Source organism: Novosphingobium sp., assembly GCF_024642085.1.
GTDB lineage: Bacteria > Pseudomonadota > Alphaproteobacteria > Sphingomonadales > Sphingomonadaceae > Novosphingobium.
Genome location: NZ_JAHEBV010000005.1, coordinates 1 through 17,238, shown reverse-complemented (window position 1 = coordinate 17,238; position 17,238 = coordinate 1). Strand labels below are relative to the sequence as shown.

14 protein-coding genes and 1 riboswitch are annotated in these 17,238 nt (G+C 65.0%); of the genes, 7 read left to right on the top strand and 7 right to left on the bottom strand.

Features of this window, described 5'->3' with window-relative positions; all coding sequences use genetic code 11:
- Positions 1-19: 19 nt before the first annotated feature.
- Positions 20-1,066 carry a hypothetical protein gene (locus tag Q0L62_RS03300; protein ID WP_296676376.1) on the bottom strand — a complete coding sequence of 349 codons (1,047 nt, stop codon included), beginning with the start codon at positions 1,064-1,066 and terminating at the stop codon, positions 20-22.
- Here Q0L62_RS03300 and Q0L62_RS03295 point away from each other — a divergent pair.
- Positions 1,022-2,386: a hypothetical protein gene (locus Q0L62_RS03295; protein WP_296676374.1), complete on the top strand. Its 1,365-nt coding sequence runs from the start codon at positions 1,022-1,024 to the stop codon at positions 2,384-2,386. The two genes, Q0L62_RS03300 and Q0L62_RS03295, sit on opposite strands and share 45 nt — an antisense overlap.
- A 197-nt stretch (positions 2,387-2,583) precedes the next feature.
- On the opposite strand, the gene Q0L62_RS03290 is transcribed toward Q0L62_RS03295, so the two are convergent.
- Complete coding sequence (locus Q0L62_RS03290; RefSeq protein WP_296676370.1) at positions 2,584-3,021, bottom strand: CHRD domain-containing protein; 438 nt, start codon at positions 3,019-3,021, stop codon at positions 2,584-2,586.
- A 98-nt stretch (positions 3,022-3,119) separates the two neighbouring features.
- Positions 3,120-6,014, bottom strand: a complete 2,895-nt coding sequence (uvrA, locus tag Q0L62_RS03285; RefSeq protein ID WP_296676670.1) for an excinuclease ABC subunit UvrA — start codon at positions 6,012-6,014, stop codon at positions 3,120-3,122.
- A 248-nt stretch (positions 6,015-6,262) separates the two neighbouring features.
- On the opposite strand from uvrA, the gene Q0L62_RS03280 reads away from it, so the two are divergent.
- Complete coding sequence (locus Q0L62_RS03280) at positions 6,263-6,616, top strand: hypothetical protein (RefSeq protein WP_296676368.1); 354 nt, start codon at positions 6,263-6,265, stop codon at positions 6,614-6,616.
- Between the two features lie 95 nt (positions 6,617-6,711).
- On the opposite strand, the gene Q0L62_RS03275 is transcribed toward Q0L62_RS03280, so the two are convergent.
- The 4 genes from Q0L62_RS03275 to Q0L62_RS03260 are packed head-to-tail and all read right to left on the bottom strand — an operon-like array spanning position 6,712 to position 11,118.
- On the bottom strand, positions 6,712-7,464 hold the full coding sequence (locus tag Q0L62_RS03275; RefSeq protein WP_296676366.1) for an ABC transporter ATP-binding protein: 753 nt from the start codon (positions 7,462-7,464) through the stop codon (positions 6,712-6,714).
- The gene (locus Q0L62_RS03270) at positions 7,461-8,423 is read right to left on the bottom strand and encodes an iron ABC transporter permease (protein WP_296676363.1); all 963 of its coding nucleotides are present in this window, start codon (positions 8,421-8,423) and stop codon (positions 7,461-7,463) included. The genes Q0L62_RS03275 and Q0L62_RS03270 overlap by 4 nt, the downstream gene beginning before the upstream one ends.
- Positions 8,420-9,244, bottom strand: a complete 825-nt coding sequence (locus Q0L62_RS03265) for an ABC transporter substrate-binding protein (protein WP_296676360.1) — start codon at positions 9,242-9,244, stop codon at positions 8,420-8,422. The genes Q0L62_RS03270 and Q0L62_RS03265 overlap by 4 nt, the downstream gene beginning before the upstream one ends.
- Entirely contained in the window at positions 9,241-11,118 is a 1,878-nt protein-coding gene (locus Q0L62_RS03260; RefSeq protein WP_296676359.1) for a TonB-dependent siderophore receptor, read from the bottom strand. Before Q0L62_RS03260 ends, Q0L62_RS03265 begins: the two co-directional genes overlap by 4 nt.
- A 95-nt stretch (positions 11,119-11,213) precedes the next feature.
- A riboswitch (cobalamin riboswitch) is annotated at positions 11,214-11,394 on the bottom strand.
- A 169-nt stretch (positions 11,395-11,563) separates the two neighbouring features.
- On the opposite strand from Q0L62_RS03260, the gene Q0L62_RS03255 reads away from it, so the two are divergent.
- The 5 genes from Q0L62_RS03255 to sucD form a co-directional block, all read left to right on the top strand.
- Positions 11,564-12,715 carry a cell wall hydrolase gene (locus Q0L62_RS03255; protein WP_296676356.1) on the top strand — a complete coding sequence of 384 codons (1,152 nt, stop codon included), beginning with the start codon at positions 11,564-11,566 and terminating at the stop codon, positions 12,713-12,715.
- Between the two features lie 118 nt (positions 12,716-12,833).
- Positions 12,834-13,145 carry a hypothetical protein gene (locus Q0L62_RS03250; RefSeq protein ID WP_296676353.1) on the top strand — a complete coding sequence of 104 codons (312 nt, stop codon included), beginning with the start codon at positions 12,834-12,836 and terminating at the stop codon, positions 13,143-13,145.
- 141 nt (positions 13,146-13,286) lie between these two features.
- A complete protein-coding gene (locus tag Q0L62_RS03245) occupies positions 13,287-15,200 on the top strand; it encodes an EAL domain-containing protein (protein WP_296676350.1) in 1,914 nt (637 codons plus the stop codon).
- A gap of 219 nt (positions 15,201-15,419) precedes the next feature.
- Positions 15,420-16,394 (top strand): malate dehydrogenase, encoded by a 975-nt coding sequence (mdh, locus tag Q0L62_RS03240; RefSeq protein ID WP_296676348.1) that lies wholly within the window; start codon positions 15,420-15,422, stop codon positions 16,392-16,394.
- Positions 16,395-16,494: 100 nt separating this feature from the next.
- Positions 16,495-17,238: succinate--CoA ligase subunit alpha (gene sucD, locus Q0L62_RS03235; RefSeq protein ID WP_296676343.1), on the top strand; the 744-nt coding region annotated here is incomplete at its 3' end.

Below are 17,238 nucleotides of genomic sequence, written 5' to 3'. Positions count from 1 at the left end.
GCGGGGAAAAACCATCCCCTCACCCCGGCCACCCGGCCGCCGCCAGCGATGCCCGTTCTGCCGGAGTGGCAAGGCCAAAGGCGGCGCGGCGGTACAGCGCCAGCCGTCCGGCCCGCGCGCGCTCCTCATCCGCGTCCAGCCGCTCCAGCCCGGCCTCCTCCTCGGCGCTCAGCGTGCGGGCATAGTGCTCTGCCTCGGGCCACGGCTCGCCTTGGGCCGTGCTGCCCGGATCATCGGCACAGCGCGCGATCGGCGCCAGCCGGTCCCCGTCAAGCCGCCGGTACTCGTCCCCCGCCCAGTGCGCGGGCGCGGGCCAGTTGGTCAGCCACTGCGCCCGCTGCGTGTCCCAGGTGATGGTGTAAAGGCCGATGCACAGCTGCTGCGGCTCGGCCAGTTCATGCCCGTAACCATCGGTGATCGGCGCCAGCGGCGCGGGAATGCCGGGACCGGATAGCGGTCCATCCTCCACTGCCCCGCATTCTGTCACCCGCTCAGCCTGATCCTGCGCACGGCCGCGCGCCGCCGCTTCGTCCAGCGCCTCGCCCCGCGCGGCCCGGTCCAGCGCCGCCGGCCAGTCCGCCGCCACCGCCGCGGTCACTTCGGACGGCGCGATCAGCCCCTGTTCGGCCAGAACTTTCCGGTTCTGCGCGATCAGCCCCAGCAGCAGCCGGTTGTCATAATGGCGCACCTCGCCCACCACCTCGCCGTGCCAGACCAGCGGCCGCAGCTCGCCCTGCACCGCGCGGTCCCAGGCCAGATCGACCAGATGCTCGGCCGCCAGCAGCCGCGCCGCATCCCACGCCTGGGCAAAGCCCCGCGCATCGGCCCGGCGGCGCAGAACATAGGCGCTTTCCCGGCTCATCCCCACCGACCGCGCGGCGCCAGAAACCGAGCCGCTGCCCGCCAGCGCTTCCAGAAAATCCCGCTGCCGCTGCGGCGTCCACCCATCGGCGCGAGGGCGCGTGGGGACCAGCGGGGGGAGGATAAGATCGGCCTCCACTGCCGCGCCAGTGCTTTCGCTGTGGGAAAAGGTCAGCCCCAAACGGCCATCCGCTGCGTCACCCATGATCGGTCTCCTGCTAAGGCAAACCGCTCATTTTGCAGATTTTGGGGGTGTAGGAAAATGCTCTTCGCGGTTAAGCCTGCGAAGATGCCCATCAATAATCCTTTGCAAACAAACTCAACCGACGGCCTGCTATACGGCGTTTATCAGGAAATCGGGGACAACCAGTTCCTGTTCCCCGCCACGAGCCAATCGCTGACGATTCTGAACTGCGCTGACGATGTGGCTCGCTTGCGCTATGAAGATGCGGACCTCTGGATGGAGTTTGACGCAATTTTCGCGCCATTCAGCCCGGACCCAAACCAAAATATGCGTCCGCGTATCCTGATTGATTTTCGCAGCGATGATTTTGCCACGCTGCAAGTACAGTATGGACGGTGGCGCCGGCTCAGCTGGTTTCTGCTTGATGCGGTTCTGGTTTGGGCCGCGCGCGATCGATTACCACAGCACGAAGTCGGTATCTTAGGGGGGTGGCTAGATGCCGAGTGGGACGGCGCGGCCTATTTCAGTAGCTCGTTTTCTGCTCCGCCAGAGGGTTCTGCCCGCTATTTCGATTGGCCGCTCAAGCCTTATGCTCCGACAGCGCTGGACATTGCAGCGCCGCAGTGGCGCTTTCTGTATGAGGTGGGTAGGCCGCTGGCGTGCGAAGTCTGGCTGGAAGCCCGGCTGGGCGCAAATGGGTGGCCGGTGTTGGACGAAACGACACCGCTGGCCGATCAGATCGGCAACGTACCGCGCTTTGTCAGCGACGCTGGCACGATTTTGTTTTTCAACCGCATCGATGCCGTAAGCGGACCGGAATATGCCGCCTGGAGCGAGCCTATATACGGATTGCTAGGCGCAACGCATGTCTATTACCTCGACGGAAGCGATGGTTGCCCGACAAGCCCCGTCATTCCACGCCGCGAAAGCCAGACCTTCGAACCCACAATCAAAGCGACCGAAATCGATGGCAATTCCTCGGCTGTCGGCTCCGGACGTACGTGGTTGCACCCGCTGTTGAGGGAAGAGGCTTTCTTCGCCACTATCGAAGCGACGCTTGAATCCGGCCGGCTGAAGAAGGATAACTTACCCGCGATGTGCTCACGCGATATGAGCCAAACCTGTAAAGTTGGCGAGCGTATCCGGACGATCGACTGCTGTCCGATCTCGGTCGGCCACGATTTTGGCAGAACAGGAAATTTCCTCGTAAACATCGATAGGCTGTTCGAAACCCCCGACGAAGCTGAATGGCGCATCAGACAGATCGCCGAGGCGTACGGGCAGCAAATCGACGCCGAACAATCCCTGCGAAGGTTTAAAGATCAGCTCCGGTTTGAATAGCATGTACGCTTGGTGCCCAAGAGTCCTGATCGCGCTTTACGTAACTTTAAGGTCGCCTTAGCCGAACCGCCGGTCGACCGCCCAACCGCGCTAACTGACTTTGAGCAGCTTGCGTATTTTTTCGCCGCCCACGCAAACGGGCGGGGGCCCGCATCGGGCCCCCGCGTCAACCGGTCCGTACGCCAGACGCGCTGGGCTTATTTGCCAAGCTGGCCGCGCACCGCGCCGCCGGGGTACGCGGCGTTGTGGACGTTGGCATAGTAGTCACCCGGCATCATGATCAGGTCCATCGCCAGTTCGCGGGTGATCGTGACGCAGGCTTCGCTGGAACCGCTGGCCGGCGCGGTCAGCGCGATCACCACCGGGCCGGCCGCGCCCGCCGGGCCCTTGTGGATATGGGCCATGGTCGCGGGATCGATATTGGTCACGGTAAGGGTATAGCAGAACTGCCCGGTTCCCGGGTTGACCCGCGCCATGATCGAGCCGGTGCCGTTTGGATCGCCGGGCCCGGGCACTTCGGCAGTGCCGCTGAGCGTGGCGCTGAGCTTGCGCCCGCCCATGGTTTCGGCGGCAAGCGGCGCGGCCAACGCGGCGGCGGCGGCGGCGAAAAGCGCGGTTCGGGCAAAAGCGTTCATGGCGTCTCTCCTGCGCAGCGCCAGGCCGGCCGGGATGGGCAGGCAATCATGCGGCTGCATTAAATGTTAACACGCCGGAGCAGCCGCAGTTCCCGCCCTTATCGCGCCAGCAACGGGGCCAGATACCCGCCGGTAAACGACTGTTTGACCTTGACCACCTGCTCGGGCGTCCCCTCGGCAATCACCTCGCCCCCGCGCACCCCGCCTTCGGGGCCAAGATCGACGATCCAGTCGGCCACCTTGATCACGTCCAGGTTGTGTTCGATCACCACCACCGAATTGCCGCCATCGACCAGCCGCTGCAGCACTTCCAGAAGTTTGCGGACATCTTCAAAGTGCAGGCCAGTGGTCGGTTCATCAAGGATATACAGGGTCTGGCCGGTGGAGCGCCGGCTGAGCTCCTTGGCAAGTTTCACGCGCTGCGCCTCACCCCCCGACAGCGTGGTCGCCTGCTGGCCGACCTTGACATAGCCAAGTCCAACCTCGTTCAGCATGTGCATCTTGTCGCGGATCGGGGGGACGGCCTTGAAGAACTCTTCCGCGTCCTCGATCGTCATGTCGAGCACGTCGGCGATGGAGTGGCCCTTGAACTTCACCTCCAGCGTTTCGCGGTTGTAGCGTTTGCCGTGGCATTCCTCGCACGTCACGTAGACATCGGGAAGGAAGTGCATCTCGATCTTGATCAGGCCGTCGCCCTGGCACACCTCGCACCGCCCGCCTTTGACGTTGAACGAAAACCGCCCCGGTTTGTAGCCGCGGGCCTGGGCTTCGGGCAGGCCGGCGAACCAGTCCCGGATCTGGGTGAAGGCGCCGGTGTAAGTGGCGGGGTTGGAGCGCGGGGTGCGGCCGATCGGTGACTGGTCGATCTCGATCACTTTGTCGCAGTATTCAAGGCCGGTGATCTTGTCATGCGCCCCGGAGACGACCCGCGCGCCATTGAGCACGCGCGCCGCCCCGGCGTGAAGCGTATCGAGCGTCAGGCTGCTTTTGCCGCTGCCCGACACCCCGGTGATGCAGGTGAACGTGCCCAGCGGGATCGCGACGGTGACGTTCTTGAGGTTGTTGGCCCGCGCGCCGTGGACGGTGATCTTGTGGCCGTTGCCCTTGCGGCGTTTGGCCGGCACTTCGATGCGGCGGCGGCCCGACAGGTACTGCCCGGTCAGGCTGTGTTCGGCGCCGAGGATATCGGCAAGCACGCCCTGGGCCACGATCTCGCCCCCGTGGACGCCTGCGCCGGGGCCCAGATCGACGATGTGATCGGCGGTGCGGATCGCGTCCTCGTCGTGTTCGACCACGATCACCGTGTTGCCCAGATCGCGCAGCCGGCGCAGCGTGGCCAGCAGCATGTCGTTGTCGCGCTGGTGCAGGCCGATGCTGGGTTCATCGAGCACGTAGAGCACGCCTGACAGGCCCGAGCCGATCTGGCTGGCAAGGCGGATGCGCTGGCTTTCCCCGCCGCTGAGCGTGCCGCTGGTCCGATCGAGGTTGAGGTAATCGAGCCCGACGTTGTTGAGGAAGCCCAGCCGCTCGTTGATTTCCTTGAGGATGGCGCGGGCAATCTGGCTTTGCTGGCTGGTCAGCTGGGCATCAAGCTTGCCGTACCAGTCGACCGCGGCGGCCACGGACAGGCGGGTGATGCTGGAAATATCCGCGCCAGCGACCTTGACGCTGAGCGCCTCGGGCTTGAGGCGCTTGCCCTCGCACACCTCGCACGGCTGGGCGGTCTGGAACTTGCCCAGCTCTTCGCGCATCCAGGCGCTTTCGGTTTGCAGCAGGCGGCGGTTGAGGTTGCCGATCACCCCTTCGAAAGCCTTCTTGACCGTGTAGCTTTTCTTGCCGTCGATGAAGGTCAGCGGCACCGCCTTGCCGCCCGTGCCGTGAAGGATGATCAGCCGCACTTCGCCTGGCAGCGCATCCCACGGTGTGTCGAGACGGAAGCCGTATTCGGCGGCCAGGCTGGCCAGCACCTGCATGTAATAGGGCGACGGCGGGTTGCTTTTTGCCCAGGGCACAATCGCGCCCTGTTTCAGGGTCAGTGCCTCGTTCGGGACGACCAGCTGCGGATCGAACAGCAGCTTTTCGCCCAGGCCATCGCAGGCCGGGCAGGCCCCCAGCGGCGCGTTGAACGAGAACAGCCGCGGCTCAAGGCTTTCCAGCGTAAAGCCGGACACCGGGCAGGCGAACTTTTCCGAAAACACGATACGGTTGGACGGCAGGCCCGCGCCTTTCATCGCGCCTCCGGTTGCCTCGTCCTCGCGCCCCGGCACCACGCCATCGGCCAGATCGACATAGGCCAGGCCATCGGCCAGTTTCAGCGCTTGCTCAAAACTGTCGGCAAGGCGCGTTTCCATGCCTTCGCGCACGGCAATCCGGTCCACCACGACTTCCAGGTCATGCTTGTATTTCTTGTCGAGCGCGGGGGCGTCCTGGATCTCGTAAAAGTCGCCGTCGATCCGCACCCGGGTGTAGCCGGCCTTCTGCCACTCGGCCAGTTCCTTGCGGTATTCGCCCTTGCGCCCGCGCACCACCGGGGCAAGCAGGTAGGCCCGCGTCCCTTCGGGCAGAGCCATCACCCGGTCGACCATGTTGGACACGGTCTGCGCCTCGATCGGCAGGCCGGTTGCGGGGCTGTAAGGCACCCCGACGCGGGCCCACAGCAGGCGCATGTAGTCATAGATTTCGGTCACCGTCGCCACGGTCGAGCGCGGATTGCGGCTGGTGGTCTTCTGCTCGATGCTGATCGCGGGGCTTAACCCGTCGATATGTTCGACATCGGGCTTCTGCATCATTTCCAGAAACTGCCGGGCATATGCGCTCAGGCTTTCGACATAGCGCCGCTGCCCTTCGGCATAGATCGTGTCAAAGGCAAGGCTGCTTTTGCCCGATCCTGACAGCCCGGTGATGACAATCAGGCTGTCACGCGGCAGCTCGACATCAAAGCCTTTGAGGTTGTGTTCCCGGGCGCCCCGGACGACGATCTTGGTAAGCGACATGGCGCGCAGTCTGTTCCATATTTGTTCGGGAGAAGCAAGCAGAGCGGCGAGTGCCGCATGGGCCGAAATGGGATGTCGCACGGCGCTGCGCAAGGTGGCCTGAAAGGCACCCCAATGCCACCTTCCGCACGCTTCCTCGGCAGACCATTCGATAAACGCGACGAGACGCGCGCAGCTCATCGCTTTGGCGTTGCACCATTTGGTAAGGTTTTCCATCCAGCGTGCGGGTTCAAGGAGGGTCGCATTCCATGAAATTTGCACGTCTTTTCGGCATGCTGGCGCTGGGCGCCGCAATTATTCCTGCCATCGCCTCGGCCGATGATCCGAACGACAGGGACATGCGCGATCCGCGCAACCGCGCGCGCGACAAGGCGATTATCCGCCAGCTTAATGTCGATCAGCTGGCCCATGTGCGCGAACGTGATGCGCGCTACGCCGAAGGCTGGAAGGCCTACCGCCAGCAAGGCGGGCGTAGCGAAGCCTATGCGAACGACCGCGCAGACTACGAACAGCAGCGCGCCGCGTACGAACGCAAACGCGCCGCCTGGCGCCGTGCCGTGGCAATGTGCCAGTCGGGCCATTACGAATATTGTGACGGCTAGGTCCTGACGCCCGGCTTATCCGACCTGGGCCCATGGCGCCGGCGGCCGCGATTGCGGTGCCGGACGGAACGGCCGCCGCCAAATAAACGCCAGGCCTAGCGCGCGCGGACCGGCCCGAGGGCCAGCGCGCGCTGTCCCGGATCGCCCAGCCAGCGCGCGCCGGTTTGCCAGACGCGGGCGATGATCGCAGTGTCGAGCACAGTTTCGGGATGGCCATCGGCGGCGATTTTGCCGCCGTGCATCACGACCACCCGGTCCGCATGGTTCATCGCCTGGGCCAGATCGTGGAGCACCAGCACCACGCCCATGCCCTGCCCCGCAAGGTTGCGGAACTGCGCCAGCAAGGCTTGCTGATGCATCAGGTCAAAGTTTGCCAGCGGCTCGTCCGCCAACAGCCAGCGCGGCTGTCCGGCCAGCACCCGGGCCAGCAAGGCGCGGGCGCGTTCACCGCCGGAAAGCTGGCCCACCGGGCGGCGGCGCAGGTCCGCCAGATCCAGCGCAGCAATGGCCGCGGTGATGGCTGAGGCATCCTCGCTCCGGTCGCGGTTCCACGGCAAGCGCCCCAGCGCCACCAGCGTTTCGACCGAAAGGTCCCACGCCACGTGCGCCTGCTGGGGCAGATAGCCGATCGCCCGTGCCCGGTCGCTTGCAGGAATGGCGGCCAGCGCCCCATCATCCAGTGATACGTCGCCGCCGGTGGGTGGGACCAATCCGGCCAGACAGGTCAGCAGGCTGGATTTTCCAGCACCGTTGGGCCCGCAGATCGCGGTCACCTGACCAGGCGCCAGCGTCAGCGAAACTCCGGCCAGCCGCCCGGCCAATGTCAGATCGTGCGCGCGCAGGGTCATGCCAGACCGTTCCGCATCCGCAGCAACAGGCGCAGAAAGAACGGCGCACCCAGCAGCGAAAGCGCGATGCCCAGCCGCAGTTCTCCGCCCGCCAGCGGCAATACCCGGCACAGGCAATCGGCGATCAGCAGCAACAGCGCCCCGGCCAGTACGCTGGGGACCAGCAATTGCGACGGGCGCCCGTCGGTCAACGGACGGACCAGATGCGGCACGATCAGCCCGACAAAGCCAATGATCCCCGCCACCGCCACGCTGCCGCCCACGGTCAGTCCCACGCCGGCGATCATCAGCAGCCGCAGCCGCGCCGGATTAATGCCGAGCGATCGTGCCACCTCATCGCCCAGGGTCAGCGCATCAAGCGCGCGGCCCGCCGCCAGCAGCGTCACGATCCCGGCCAGGCACAACGGCGCGGCTATGGCCACATCGTTCCAGCTGCGATCAGACAGCGCGCCCATCAGCCAGGTGACGATTTCACTCAACGCAAAAGGCGTCGGAGCCAGGCTGATCGCCAGGCTCATCAAGGCGCCGGCCAGACTGGCGATCATCATGCCGGCCAGGGTAAACAGGATTACCGATCCGCTGCGCCCGGCAATCAGCGCCAGCAGCGCCATCGCGGCACCGGCGCCAATCAGGGCAAAACCGGGCAGCGTCCACGGCTGCGCCGCCAGCCCGGTCCACAGGCTCAGCACCGCGCCCAGCGCCGCGCCGGGCGCAATTCCGAACAGCCCCGGATCGGCCAGCGGGTTGCGCAGATAGCCCTGCATCGCCGCCCCGGCTGCACCCAGCCCGCCGCCCACCAGCAGCGCCAGCACAGCCCGCGGCAAACGCAGTTCAGTTATGATTATAAGCGCGTTGGCTGGCAAATCGGCCAACGGATCAAGCCACACCCGGCCCGCCAGCAGCGACAGCGGCACCGCCAGGGCCAGCAGCGCCAGCAAGATCCGGTTAAGCCGGGTCACAGGCTGCGCCTGACGTATGCCAGCCGCTCAGCCGCGCGAATGATGGTGGGCCCGCCGCAATAAAGCAGCGCGCTGCCCAGCGGCGCGCGGGTGACGCCGGCCAGTGTGTCCAGCGCCGGGTGGCGCAGCATCCGGTCTTCCTGCGCCGCCGGACTGCCAGCGGTGAAGATCACGCGCGGCGGATCGGCCAGCATCGCTTCCAGCGGCATGGCATCGGCCTGCCGCATCCCGCGCCGCGCGGCCAGGTTGGCAAATCCGGCATGGGCCATCATGGCCGAAACCAGCGTGTCTTCGCCGGCCACGATCCCGCCCGATTGCCATACCACGGCGGGCAGTCTTGGCCCCGGCGGAGCAGCGGATGCAGCAATCGCGGCGTCGATCCGCGCGTTCAGCGCCGCACCCCGCGCGGGATGCCCGGCCAGCGCGGCCAGCATGCGGACCTGGGCCTTGCTATCTTCTACGGTGGCGGCAATCCCCACCAGCTTGGTCCGCATGCCCAGCCGCGCCAGCGCCGCGCGGGCGGCGGGCGGCAGGTAAGTGCTGGCCACCACCACATCGGGATGCAGCGCGATCACTTCCTCTACCCCGTCGCCTACGCTGCGGAATTGGCGCGCGGTGGCGCTGTCCATCGAACTGGCGGCAGGGTTGTGGCTGTAGTGTGAAATCGCCAGGATCTGTGCGGGATCGGCAACCTCTGCCAGGATTGCGTCGGTACAGGGGTTAAGGCTGACAAAGGTGGGGCGCGGACCCGCCGCCTGCGGCGCCGCAGCGGCGGTGCAGCCGCCCAGCGTCAAGGCGATCAGGGCCGCAGCCCGGATCACCACCGCAGACGCGCCCCGGCATAGGCCGAGCGGCCATAAGTGCCATAGCCCGCCGCGACCTGATAGCGCGCGTCGGTCACATTTTCGATTCGCCCGAACAGTTCGATATGCTGACCGACCGGAAGTGACGCACGCACAGTGGCCAGCGCATAACCATCCAGCGGCACGGCGTTGGCGGCATCGTCAAAGCTGTCACCAACCAGCCGCATATCCGCGCCCAGCACCAGTCCGGCCAGCGGCGTGTTCCAGTCAAGCGATGCCGTCAGCGCATGGCGCGGGCGGCGGGCCAGGTCGCCGCCAGTGTCCCGGTCCGTCGCCTCGACATAAGTGTACGCAGCGCTGGCCGTAACGCGGGCGCTGACCCGTGCCGCGGCCTCCACTTCCACGCCCTGGGCGCGGGCTTTTGCCGTGTTGAAATAGCCGCTTGGGAAAAGGTACGAAATAAGATCGCGGCTGTCGCGGCGGAACAGGGTCACTGCCAGGTGCAACGGCCCGTTGCGGTCGCCCTGTTCCAGCCCGATGTCGAAACTTTCGCTGGTTTCCGGCCTCAGGCGGTTGTTCCCGCCATAGCCGTAGAGCTGGTACAGTGTCGGCGCCTTGAACCCCTGCCCAAACGATCCGCGCACCCGCCAGCCCGCGCCCAGGTACAGTGCGCCGTCGGCGCCAAAGCTCCACCGCCCGCCGAACCGGTCATGATCGTCGTATCGCAGTCCAGCGGTCAAATTGAGGTGCCGGCCGCCGCGATAAGCGATCAGCGCATGCCCGCTGGCCAGCCGTGCGGTGCGGCGCGGATCGAACGTGGTATCGAAGCGCGTCCATTCGCTGTCCGCCCCCACGCTGAGCGCCACAGCATCGGCCAGTTCGATCCGGCTACTGACATCGGCGCGCAGGCTGCGGCCGGCCGTGTCAAAGTTTGATGCGGCTTGATAGGTCGGGTCGAAATAAGATCGCCGCGTGTCCGACAGGGCAACACCGGCATCAAGCGACATGTGCTGGCCCCGGTATTCCAGCCCGGTGCGGCCCGAAGCCTGCCGCGTTGTCTGGTATTCCGGTGTATCGGCAAACAGATAGTCGGGCGGCGGAAACCCGTCAAAATCGATGCGGCTGTCGGCATAGCGCCCGGCACCGACCAGCGCCAGATCGCCGCCAATGGCCAGCTTGCCTTTGGCGCTTGCTGTCCACTGGCGAAATCCATCGGGTTCGGCGCCCCCGGCAAGCGCGGAAATCCCGTCACTTTGGGTGTAGCCTGTGCTTAGCGACAGATAACTGTCGTCCCGCGTCAAGGTGCCACTGGCAGTGGCCGCACGGCTGGCGTTGCTGCCATATTCAACGGCAGCGCGCAGGCCGGGGCGGACATCGCTGCTTACCGCCAGCACGCCGCCGATCGCCGCCGAACCCCAGGCGACCGAGTTTGATCCGCGCAGCAGCTCGATCTTGCCGATCCCGGCGGTGGTCAAGGTGCCAAGGTCAAATCCGCCGGAAGGCGCGGCCGTGTCTTCCATCCGAACCCCGTCAACCAGCACCAGCAACTGTTCGGAATTGGCACCGCGCACGAACAATCCGGTGGTGCTGCCCAAACCGCCGTTGCGCGTGAAAGTCACCCCCGGCAGCCGTTCAAGCACTCTGGTCAGATCCGCGCCTTGCACCCTTGCGATTTCATCGGCGACAATCACCCCTACCGCTTGCCCGGTTTGCTCGATCGTTTCGCGGTTGCCAGTGGCCACGACGATGATTTCGCCCTCGCTCACGCGCCGCACCGGCAGGATGATCCCGTCCGGAACGCACTCTGCGGCCTTGCATGGACCGGGCAAATCCTGCGCCTGCGCGGCAGAGGCAGCGGTAGACAGTAATAACGGATAAAACAGATACTTCACAGGCAAACCTCCAGCAATGAACGAATGCCGTTCATGGCTAGCGGCCCCGCACGAAGTCGCGGTTCCACGCTGCAATCCGGTACACCCCGCCCGGCTGCGGAACGACCGTCACCGGCAGGTCTCCTGGCTCCCGGATCAAGGCTTGCTCCCGCCTTCCCGGTCCGCAGACCAGTGGCATGATGGAAGCAGGCTCCCCGGTCACAGTTGCGGGGGCAGCGCAGGTTTGTCCCCTGCTTCCCTCTTAGGCCGGGGCAAACCGGCAACCCATGACGTGGGCTGGTCCCTAGTCCCCGCAACCGGCGCAGGCAAGCCTTGGCGCAATTCTTAACCGCTTCACGTTATCGCGCCGGGACGTCCCCCTTTGGCACGCGCCGATCAGCGCGGTGGCAGCGGGGAACCGTCTGGACTACGCGCCATGGCGCGCCTTGCTAGCAATTGAGGACCGATGGATCTGAGCCACGCCTTTGCCCTGGAAACGCGGCCGCGGGATTTTTCCGCGAAGCTGCCGCGCCGGGGCGTGCGCACGGTTGGCCAGCGCCAGCGGCGGCGGCACTTTGGGCGGCGGCTGGCCGTGCTGCTGGCGGCGATAGCCGTCCCGGCCCTGGCCGCCCCGGACGATTGGCGCGCCTTCGACATCGGCAATGCGGCACATACCGAAACCGCGGTTGAACCAATGCCGTTCGAAAAGACCGGCGATAGTTTTCCCGGATCGGCGTTCTATTACCTGACCCAGGATCCGCTGCCGCAGATCGGGGAAGGAATCCATTCCGACGCTGAAGACGCCCCGACCATTTTCGATCCCGTAATCGGCCCCGTGGCCCGCGCGCTGCGCGTCGACAACAGCGGCGTCGACCGCAGTCGCGCGCTCGAATGCCTGACCGCCGCTGTGTATTACGAGGCGGCGAGCGAACCCGACCAAGGCCAGCGCGCCGTGGCGCAGGTCATCCTCAACCGGGTTGCCCACCCGTCCTTCCCCGGCACTGTGTGCGGCGTGGTCTACCAGGGTTCGGAACGGCGGACCGGCTGCCAGTTCAGTTTTACCTGCGATGGATCGCTGGCCCGCGTGCCCAGCCGCTTTTTCTGGCAGCGGGCGTTGGGCGTGGCCTTGGCCGCCCTGTCGGGCCAGGTCGAACCCAGCGTGGGCCTTGCCACCCATTACCACACCATCGCCGTTCATCCCGCGTGGGACGCTGACATGAACCAGATCCGCACGATTGGCGCGCACATCTTTTTCCGCTGGCGCAGCCGCGCAGGCGATGCATCCAATTTCCGCTTCGCCTATGCCGGAGGAGAGCCGCTGGCCGCGCCGCACCCGCGCAACGCGGCGGCAGACAAGTTGCCCGACCCCAGCCTTGATCCGCTGGCCCTTGCCCGCGCCTTCGAAGCCGGGCTCAAGACAGCGCAAGGCAGCCCGGGGGCGGCACCCGTCGATGCGTCTGGCGCGCCGGTTCGTGCGGCTCCGCCCCCCGCCTATTCGGCCGAGATTGTGCGGCGCGGCGGCGATACCCAGTACCGCGGCGACAAGCTGCCCCAGACCCAGCAAGTGCGCCCCGAATACGAAAACTCGGGACGCTGGATCGCCCAGCCAGGCACGTGACACCGGCCCGCGCCGGAATGGTAAACGGGCAGAAACCATAGCCTCTTACAAAGGCTTAGCGGACCTTGCCGTAAGCGGCTTCTCCGCAACGATAAAAAATCCGGAGTCGCAGCCTACCATGACCATTCGCCTTGCCGCCGTCTGCCCTGCCGCCCCGTTGTTTTTCAGCCCTGTCCAGCAGCGGCGGGTGGTGCAGCGGGCCGCGAATGACAATGCGGCGCCGGGCGGTCGCGATCCGGTTCTGGGCGATGCGCTGAAGCATTTTGCCCGTCACGGCCTGGCCGCGGCCAGCATCGCCCGCGATGAAGCGCAGAAGGCGTTTTTTGCCAATGATCGCGGTGCCTATCTCCACTGGCTGGCGATCTGCCGAACGCTGGATGGCCGGATGGCCGATGCGCTGGCTGCGCGATCGGGCAAACACGCGGGTTAGCCTGATCTGCGCGGCTTGACCGCGCCGGTTCGACGATACCGTAAGACGGCGTTAACCAAACAGTGACGTGTCCGCGCTACTGCCGAAATCGGACCGGTTTGGAGTACAGTCATCAAGCGCTGGCGCACCCTTTTGCGGGTATTGTTTCGTACCAACGCGATTGACGACAGGGTTCGCCGGACCCTCGTCGCCAACCTGTACACCCATCCCGGCACCCTGTTTACGGGGGCTGCCAACGGTATAATTGCCGCGCTGATTGCCGCGTCCTATTCCAACGTAAATGTAATTTTCGATACCGCTGTCGCCCTTTCCGCCATCGGCGCTTTGCGCGTCACCATGGCTCTGGCTCTGCCGTGGCTGGTTGGCCGGGACACCGCATGGCTGGAACGGATTTACCAGCTGGGCGCATTTTCATACTGCCTGGTGGTCGGCGTTCTTGGCGGCATGACGGTCGAATACGATCTGCCCGGCCCGGCCCAGATGCTGATCATCTGTTACGCGATCGGTTATGGCAGCGGCATGTCATCGCGCAATGCCGGCCGGCCGGCGATTGCGGTTTGGGGCATGGTGCTGACCTTTGCGCCGATCTGTATTGCCTTGTGGCGGCAGGATGATCTGGCAACCAAGGCGCTGGCGGTAGCCATCGTCATCGCCTTCATGGGCATGATGTCGATCGCCTTCCAGATTTTCCGGACGCTTCGCGATTCGGTTTCCGCCGCTGAAACCAGCGCGCGGCTGGCTGAAAAGATGCAGGTTCTGGCCCGGACCGACGTGGTCACCGGTCTGCTGAACCGCGCTGGCCTCAACCACCATCTGATCGAACATCTGGCACGCTGGCGCAAGACATCGAACATCGCGCTGTTCTGGTTTGATCTCGACAAGTTCAAGGAAGTGAACGATGCGCTGGGCCATCAGACCGGAGACCGCGTGCTGGTCGAAGTCGCGCATCGCCTGCGCAGCCAGGGAAAGCCAGACAGCGTTATCGGCCGCTTTGGCGGTGACGAATATATCCTGGCCTGCGAAGTGCGTGACCGGCGCGAGGCGGAAACAATCGCCCTTACCCTGTTGGGCGAAGTCAGCCGCCCGCTGCGGATCGACGAAAGCCGCCTGGAAATCGCCTGCTCAATGGGCATCGCCCTTTATCCGCACGACGGCGAAGACATCGAAACGCTGATGCAGGGCGCCGACCTTGCGCTGTATCACGCGAAGGTAAACGGCCGGAACCAGGCCAGCTTCTTTGACCCTGAAATGACCCGCGAGCTGGTCCGCCGCCGCGAGATCGAGGCCGAACTGCGCCTCGCCATGGAGCGCGACGAGCTGTCGATTTTCTTCCAGCCGATCATCGACCTGAAAACCGGCAAGATCCGCGCGTTTGAAGCGCTGGTTCGCTGGTTCCATCCCGAAAAGGGCGAATTGCGCCCTGACGAGTTCATCCCCGTGGCCGAGGAAACCGGCGCGATCATCACGCTGGGCAACTGGATAACCGCCCAGGCTGCCCGCGCCGCGGCGCAGTGGCCCGAAGACGTAACCGTCGCGGTCAACCTTTCGCCGCTGCAGATCAAGGCTCCCGGTGCGGCGCTGGGCATTCTCAACGCGCTGCGCGAAGCACGGCTGCCGGCCCACCGTCTGGAACTGGAAATCACCGAGACCGTGCTGCTCGATCATTCCAAGCAGACCGACGATTTCATGGCCGAGCTGTCCGCCGCGGGCGTACGCTTTGCCCTCGATGATTTCGGCACCGGCTATTCCTCGCTGGGGTACATCAACAAGTATCCGTTCGGGAAGATCAAGGTCGATCGCAGTTTCGTATCCGGCGTCAACGCGGGCAAGAAAAGCGAAGCGATCATCCGCGCTGTTTCGGAAATGGCCTTAACTCTCGACATGCAGATCGTCGCCGAAGGGCTGGAGACGATCGAGCAGGTCGAAGCCGTGCGTGCCGCTGGCTGCACGCTGGGCCAGGGCTACTATTTCAGCCGCGCCGTGCCCGATTATCTGGCCGCGATGCTGCTGGCGCAGGAACGCGAAAAGCTTAATCCGCAGCGCGCGATCGGTTGACCAAGGCCGAAATCCGCGATCCGACTTTTGCCCTTTGCTATTGCGAACTATTATCACGAAATAACTGAATGCCTGCGCTTTTAGTGCCTTGCAATGAACAGCAGCGCAGCTTAGGGCACCTGACATCGCCGGGTCATCCGCTTTTCCAGCGGGATGGAAGGATGTCCTCGTGGCCTGATGCTGAATCCCGCGCTTTTCTGGGAAGGACATCGTCGGATTATGGCCAGTAACGTTGGACGCAAGAAGATCGCCCTAATCGGCGCCGGCAATATCGGCGGCACCCTGGCGCATCTCGCCGCGCAGAAGGAACTGGGCGATATCGTCCTGTTCGACGTGGTTGAAGGCGTGCCCCAGGGCAAGGCGCTCGATCTGTCGCAGTGCGGCCCGGTTGAAGGCTTCGATGCGAAGATCACCGGTTCCAACGATTACAAGGACATCGCCGGGGCCGACGTGATCATCGTTACCGCCGGGGTCGCCCGCAAGCCGGGGATGAGCCGCGACGATCTGCTGGGCATCAACCTCAAGGTGATGAAGGCCGTCGGCGAAGGGATCAAGGCCAATGCGCCGGGCGCTTTCGTGATCTGCATCACCAACCCATTGGACGCGATGGTCTGGGCCTTGCGCGAGTTTTCCGGCCTGCCGCACCACATGGTGGTCGGCATGGCGGGCGTGCTCGACTCTGCGCGGTTCAGCCACTTTATCGCCGATGAGTTTGCAGTCTCGGTGCGCGATGTGAACACCTTCGTGCTTGGCGGCCACGGCGATACGATGGTCCCGGTGGTGCGCTATTCGACCGTCAACGGCATCCCGGTGCCGGACCTGGTCAAGATGGGCCTCTCCTCGCAGGACAAGATCGACGCAATCGTCAAGCGCACCCGCGGCGGCGGCGGCGAGATTGTCGCGCTGCTCGGCACCGGCTCGGCGTTCTACGCCCCGGCGGCGAGCGGCATCGCGATGGCCGAGGCGTTCTTGAACGACCAGAAGCGCATCCTCCCCTGCGCCGCCTATGTCGATGGCCAGTACGGCCAGAACGGCCTCTACGTCGGCGTGCCGGTGATGATCGGTGCGGGCGGGGTCGAAAAGGTGATCGAGATCGAACTCGATGCCGAGGACAAAGCCGGCTTGCAGGTCAGCGTCGACGCGGTGAAGGAACTTTTGGCGGCGTGCCGGGCAATCGAGCCAGGCCTGGCCTGATCTGCCGCGACACAGCCGAACATCAGCGGACCAAAATTAGCGGGCCAGAACCAGCAGGCCAAAACCAGCAAGTACGCGCCCGCCAGCAAGGACAGACCGAATGAGCATCCTCGTAAACAAGAACACCAAGGTCATTACCCAGGGGATGACCGGCGCGACCGGGTCATTCCACACCCAGGCGGCGCTGGATTACGGCACCCAGATGGTTGCAGGCGTTACGCCGGGCAAAGGCGGGCAGGTCCACATCGGGCTGCCGCAGTTCGACAGCGTGGCCGAGGCCAAGGCCGCAACCGGCGCCACCGCTTCGTGCATCTACGTTCCCCCTCCGGGCGCGGCTGACGCCATCCTTGAGGCGATCGACGCCGGGATCGAGCTGATCGTCTGCATCACCGAGGGCATCCCGGTGCTCGACATGGTGCGCGTGAAGCGCGCGCTGTCGGGCAGCAAGAGCCGCCTGATCGGCCCCAACTGCCCCGGCGTGCTGACCCCGAACGAATGCAAGATCGGGATCATGCCGGGTTCGATCTTCAAGGCGGGCAGCGTCGGCGTGGTCAGCCGCTCAGGCACGCTGACTTATGAAGCGGTGTTCCAGACCACAAACATTGGCCTGGGCCAGACCACTGCGGTCGGCATCGGCGGCGATCCGGTCAACGGCACCAATTTCATCGACGTGCTGGAACTGTTCCTGGCCGATGACGCGACCAAGTCGATCATCATGATCGGCGAGATCGGCGGCGATGCCGAAGAACAGGCCGCGCAGTTCCTGATCGATGAGGCAAAGAAGGGCCGCAAGAAGCCGATGGCTGGTTTCATCGCCGGGCGCACCGCCCCGCCGGGCCGCCGC

Coding starts and splice junctions, on each gene's coding strand:
- mdh (WP_296676348.1), top strand. CDS start 15,420: ATGGCCAGTAACGTTGGACGCAAGAAGATCGCCCTAATCGGCGCCGGC.
- Q0L62_RS03255 (WP_296676356.1), top strand. CDS start 11,564: ATGGATCTGAGCCACGCCTTTGCCCTGGAAACGCGGCCGCGGGATTTT.
- Q0L62_RS03275 (WP_296676366.1), bottom strand. CDS start 7,464: ATGACCCTGCGCGCGCACGATCTGACATTGGCCGGGCGGCTGGCCGGA.
- Q0L62_RS03250 (WP_296676353.1), top strand. CDS start 12,834: ATGACCATTCGCCTTGCCGCCGTCTGCCCTGCCGCCCCGTTGTTTTTC.
- Q0L62_RS03290 (WP_296676370.1), bottom strand. CDS start 3,021: ATGAACGCTTTTGCCCGAACCGCGCTTTTCGCCGCCGCCGCCGCCGCG.
- uvrA (WP_296676670.1), bottom strand. CDS start 6,014: ATGTCGCTTACCAAGATCGTCGTCCGGGGCGCCCGGGAACACAACCTC.
- Q0L62_RS03280 (WP_296676368.1), top strand. CDS start 6,263: ATGAAATTTGCACGTCTTTTCGGCATGCTGGCGCTGGGCGCCGCAATT.
- Q0L62_RS03300 (WP_296676376.1), bottom strand. CDS start 1,066: ATGGGTGACGCAGCGGATGGCCGTTTGGGGCTGACCTTTTCCCACAGC.